Source organism: Vulcanisaeta sp., from assembly GCF_049966235.1.
Taxonomy (GTDB): Archaea; Thermoproteota; Thermoprotei; order Thermoproteales; family Thermocladiaceae; genus Vulcanisaeta; species Vulcanisaeta moutnovskia.
The window spans coordinates 1-4,613 of record NZ_JBMFVA010000038.1 but is presented as its reverse complement, the minus strand read 5'-3'; the positions used below and the strand labels follow the sequence as shown (position 1 = coordinate 4,613).

Annotated in this window: 7 protein-coding genes; 2 read left to right on the top strand and 5 right to left on the bottom strand. The window is 45.0% G+C overall.

Going from position 1 to position 4,613, the window contains the following annotated elements; translation table 11 throughout:
• Window positions 1-18 precede the first annotated feature (18 nt).
• Window positions 19-198 (bottom strand): EamA family transporter, encoded by a 180-nt coding sequence (locus tag ACP5L5_RS11345; RefSeq protein WP_428763896.1) that lies wholly within the window; start codon window positions 196-198, stop codon window positions 19-21.
• 69 nt (window positions 199-267) lie between these two features.
• Here ACP5L5_RS11345 and ACP5L5_RS11340 point away from each other — a divergent pair, with 69 nt between their 5' ends.
• Entirely contained in the window at window positions 268-708 is a 441-nt protein-coding gene (locus ACP5L5_RS11340) for a hypothetical protein (RefSeq protein ID WP_428763895.1), read from the top strand.
• 105 nt (window positions 709-813) lie between these two features.
• Here the strand turns inward: ACP5L5_RS11340 and ACP5L5_RS11335 are convergent, their stop codons facing one another.
• The 3 genes from ACP5L5_RS11335 to ACP5L5_RS11325 all read right to left on the bottom strand — a co-directional run bounded on the left by ACP5L5_RS11335 (window position 814) and on the right by ACP5L5_RS11325 (window position 3,233).
• Window positions 814-2,415: a hypothetical protein gene (locus ACP5L5_RS11335; RefSeq protein WP_428763894.1), complete on the bottom strand. Its 1,602-nt coding sequence runs from the start codon at window positions 2,413-2,415 to the stop codon at window positions 814-816.
• Between the two features lie 79 nt (window positions 2,416-2,494).
• Window positions 2,495-2,851, bottom strand: a complete 357-nt coding sequence (locus ACP5L5_RS11330) for a nucleotidyltransferase domain-containing protein (RefSeq protein ID WP_428763892.1) — start codon at window positions 2,849-2,851, stop codon at window positions 2,495-2,497.
• Entirely contained in the window at window positions 2,820-3,233 is a 414-nt protein-coding gene (locus ACP5L5_RS11325; RefSeq protein ID WP_428763890.1) for a HEPN domain-containing protein, read from the bottom strand. Before ACP5L5_RS11325 ends, ACP5L5_RS11330 begins: the two co-directional genes overlap by 32 nt.
• A 310-nt stretch (window positions 3,234-3,543) precedes the next feature.
• On the opposite strand from ACP5L5_RS11325, the gene ACP5L5_RS11320 reads away from it, so the two are divergent.
• Window positions 3,544-4,254 carry a queuosine precursor transporter gene (locus tag ACP5L5_RS11320; RefSeq protein WP_428763889.1) on the top strand — a complete coding sequence of 237 codons (711 nt, stop codon included), beginning with the start codon at window positions 3,544-3,546 and terminating at the stop codon, window positions 4,252-4,254.
• A 110-nt stretch (window positions 4,255-4,364) separates the two neighbouring features.
• Here the strand turns inward: ACP5L5_RS11320 and ACP5L5_RS11315 are convergent.
• Window positions 4,365-4,613: DUF973 family protein (locus ACP5L5_RS11315; RefSeq protein WP_428763887.1), on the bottom strand; the 249-nt coding region annotated here is incomplete at its 5' end.

Genomic DNA, 4,613 nt, shown 5'->3' with positions numbered 1-4,613 from the left:
CGATATTTCTATGACGACTTAACGAACACCAACCTGCGAGAGTAATACGCCAATCAGCGTTATAGCGGAGCCCAGAGCCTCCATGGGAGTTGGCACCCTATCAAGCATTAAGTATGCGAAGAGAAATGCGAATACAGGCACTAGTATGGATATGGAACTTGCCGTTATCGGCCCAAGATCCTTATGGTAAGTTTTAATTCATTTTCGCGTGGATGAGTAAAACTCAACAAAAAACTTTATTAATGACGTCCTATTAATCATAGGCATATGGATATTGGGGAGCTAACTAGTATATTGCTGAGTAAGGGCGTTGATTACGTGTTGGCCCAACTACCCAATTGGATAAGTAGGAGGGAGGTTTCCAGGGAGGATGCCGAGCTACTACTGATGTACGCAATGACCAATAGAATCGATGAGTTAAGCAAGAAAATAGATGGGTTAGGTAGTAAGATTGACGTATTAAGCGGTAAGATAGATGAGCTAGGCAAGAGGTTTGATGCAAGATTTGACGAGTTGGGCAAAAGGATTGATACAGGGCTTAACGAGTTAGGCAAAAAAATCGATGATATGCGTAAGGAGGTGGTTGATAGGCTTGACCTAATAAGCAACCAGTTGAGGGTCTTGAACTCGAACATAGCGGCCACGTATGAGTTGGCGTCGAAGGTTATGGCGAAGCTTATGGAGCGTAGCTTAACAGCCTCAACGTGAAAGGAGGTAAGTCAGTCAATAAGGCGTCACTATTTTCATTAGCACTAAGACCAGTGCCAATGGATGAGTAAACTGTATTATCGCTGGTTAGCCTTAACCAATGCATTAACTACAGAATTGTGTTGTGTATTGGTTCTCGAACCCAGTCACCTCCGCACCAGCATTTGGAAAGCCGCTGGGTATTACGTACTGGCCGTAACCGCTCGGTACCATTCCAGGGCACGAATTCATTGTTATGGCATACGCCGTATAACTGGGTGATGTTAAATCCGTTGGTGATATCCATTGGCCTAGATTGTTATCGTAAAACGCAACGTCGTATATCAGGATCGAGCCTGGGCTTATGTACGGTAAACTAGCCATCTGCCCACTATATACCGGTCTTTCATTAATATATTGAGCCCATACAAAGTAACTTGCGTAATTATTAACGTACGCATTTATTGAATTGCCTGCGGTTGTACCGTTTGGGTAATCAATTATGAAGTCCACGAACCAGTCCTGCTCACCACTTGACGTTAAACCCTCGTAGGAAACCATAATGTACAACAACGAGTATGGCGTCGGCACGTACTGCGAAGGAATAGGCTCTCCTTGGTAGGTTGGGTATGCCGCCCAGAAAAGTGATTGTCTGCCCTCGTCGAACACTGCTTGAAAGTACACGCCTGTCGGTCCCCAGGGTGAGAACAAGCTACTCGGTGGGTCCAGCCCAACCCAGTAGGCTATGTCGTATGAATCATTAATTTCGGCATTGACTACCGTGAAGCCCGCCATGGCTGCGGTTAAGTCGTCGCCACTACTGGTACTTATTGAGTAGCCGGCCCAGTTATTCGTTGATGAGGATTCCACGGTATACCTGACCTCATTAATCTTAGCAACCTCACTCCTAGGTAGTAGCTCTATATTGATAATGGCAGTGCTATTCTTGTAATAAATGTATGCCGCTATCACGCCGACCCTGGTGCCATTTGGTGAAATCACGTTAAATACGAAGACGTAACCGGTAGTGGCTATGTAATCATTACCAACAAATTTACCTGACCAATAAAGCCCGTATGATGCCAACCTAACCGTGTTATTACCAATGTAGTCCTTGATGGGTGGTAGCACGGTGAAGTAGTAACTCAGCATCTTATCTATGCATTGCATCACTGTCATTTTGGAAAACGGTTTTGAGCTTAATGCCTTACTGGCTATGTCATTCATCACCGACATAATTATGTTGTTTAGCACAAGGTTGTTAGTGGCGTTAATGTTAATTATCGTGACGTTCGTAACGATCACCATGAACATGCAGAAGCCATGACTCGGGGGAGTTTGGTAATAGTTCTTGACCGTATTATAACCAACTATCATAATGGGGGTTTCGGTAAATGTGACGTCAACGGTGTACACACGTCCGTTGAACTTGACGGATTTTGTGAATTTGATGATTGATGGCATGAAGTTCGTGTGGTAATCAAACATGTAAAGTGGGTACTGAGCCTCTGGCTTCACCACCGTGTTATTAATTATGAATGTTGGGGTTGAAAGCCATTGAAGCGGAAAATTAACTAAGTCTCTAAAGCTCGGTGCTGTAATTGGGATCCCTAGCCACGTGTATATTTGGAACTGAAAAGCCCTCACAAGAAGTATAGCAGTAATAATTGCTATGGCGATAACGATAATCCGAACCACGCGCTTATGCATCGTTGGCTTCATACCCATTGTTCCACACCCTCATACCATACCCTTATTTATTTTGTTTGGGTGTTCTTAAAGAGTGAGTTAAGCAGGATTGAAAGCACTAACACTCTAACTTCCCTGGTGTTAACTCGACCCAATACTTCTCGGCATCCCTCAACACGGCGCTCCTCCTTCTAACGGTCTCGAACTCCCCTGGGGTGTAGGCGAGGATTTCTACGGATATGCTTGGTGGGAGTAGTTTCCTCAGTACTGGGTATCTCTCGTGCCACGGTATATCCTTAAGACCTGGAGACACGACTATTAGGTCCACATCACTATCGACCAACCAATCACCCCTGGCGAAGCTGCCGAATAGGTATATCCTCGTGCCAGGGCCAAGAATATTCATTGCAGTGGCTAGGAATTGTCTCAGGGTCTCCCTAATGTTACTGGGTAAGTCCAAGCAACCTTCTCGCATTCTCAATCACCATGTTAGCGACCTCAAGGGCCCTAATAGCCTGGGCCCTGTTTATCCTTTCTGACGGTACCTCTAACCCGGCATTGGGATAGCGTGCCGAGACGTAGTATTGAGAGACCTCAGGTAGCCTATCAACCGCCTCCTGAGGCAATGGCATTACATCACTTACCTCGTTATACAGCCTAACGAGATCGTGTGTCTTGGGAAGGCTCATTCTCTTGATCGCTATTATTACGGCCTTAAGCGCCTTTTCGATTGCCTGTTGCGACATGAACACACTTAATGCGTAGTCACCCTCATCTAGGCTCCTTCGCGCCCTTGCTAAGTCATAGTTTGCCTCCTTAAACCAATTAAGGGCCTCCTCCCGAATTATATTGCTCATTCTCCCATTATCAATGTTAACAACTCAGGAATAAAAGTCTCACTAATGTCTGGGATTACGCAACCTGAAGTTTCGGTATTTACTCGAAATCTAGATAAATATAAATCACCGTAACATTATTACTTGGGTTATTAAGTCGAGACGGTGTTATTATAATGCCCTGCGCTTAAAGGTCTTTAAATACATGCAGCGGTTGTGGCTGTATCTGCCTAACTTAATGCAAGCTATTGATTTTGAATTGGAATACATGTATATTATTAAATCATACAGCAGGTAATCTTATAAATCAGGTATTTTAATGCCTGCCTGTATGACTTGGTATGCAATACCGTACCTATACAGCGCGGCTCTAGCTACGTACATAGCCGTGGCCGGCATATTATGGGCTCTACACCGCCTTAATAGGGATGACCTATTACTGCCGGTGGGCGCCATGAATTACATGCTGTTGCTCACTGTGAGCCAGTACATGGCGAGTAAGATAGGCGCCTTTGTGGGGCCATTTGTAATACCCATGGGCGTATTCACCTACAGCGCCAGCGTGGCCATGCTGGACTTCCTAACCCTTAAGTATGGGCGTAGGGTTGGTTATTGGGTCGTTAGGATAGCCGCCTATCTACAGGTGTTGATATTCATAATAAACTGGCTCGTGATTGGCTACCCACCGGCGACCTTTTGGGCATCGCTACAGGGATCATTTGCTAACATCATGGGTGTCTCGGCCAGGGTAGCCATTGCCTCAATCACGGCGTTCCTCATATCTGAGACGTATGATGTGTTCCTGGTGAGTAGGCTTGGTGGTGGCGTTTTAAGGAGGGTTGGTTACTCAGACCCCGTGGCTATGACAATTGACACACTGGTATTCATACCAATCGCATTCTACGGCGTGGTACCCAACATCTGGCTATTGATGGCTTCCCAATTGGTGGTTAAGCTAAGCCTAGTTCCAATGACCATGCTAGCCGTATGGATAAATAGGAAGGCGTTGCAATATGGCTACATAACCGCTAAATCTCCATAAATCAATCATCTTTGCGAGCCATCATCATGCACTCAGCACTCGAGATCTAAATCACCAAATTAATGAGTAAGGCGAGTATTTAAGGCTTGATGAAACAATAAAACTGACCACTATCGACCCGTTACACTATCCTCAAATCCCTTCTTAACATTGCTCAATCCAATAAGAACTAATATTAACCCTATGAAAGCCACAAAACCACCAACCACACTAATTACCGGAATGATGAGCAAGACCAAGCCCACCGCAAAAACGACAGCACCACCGGTAAGATGACCAGAATTGAAATCATTACCAAGCCTATAAAGAGCAACGCACATGAGTATGAACGGTATTGCCACAAGCAACCTAATGAGATT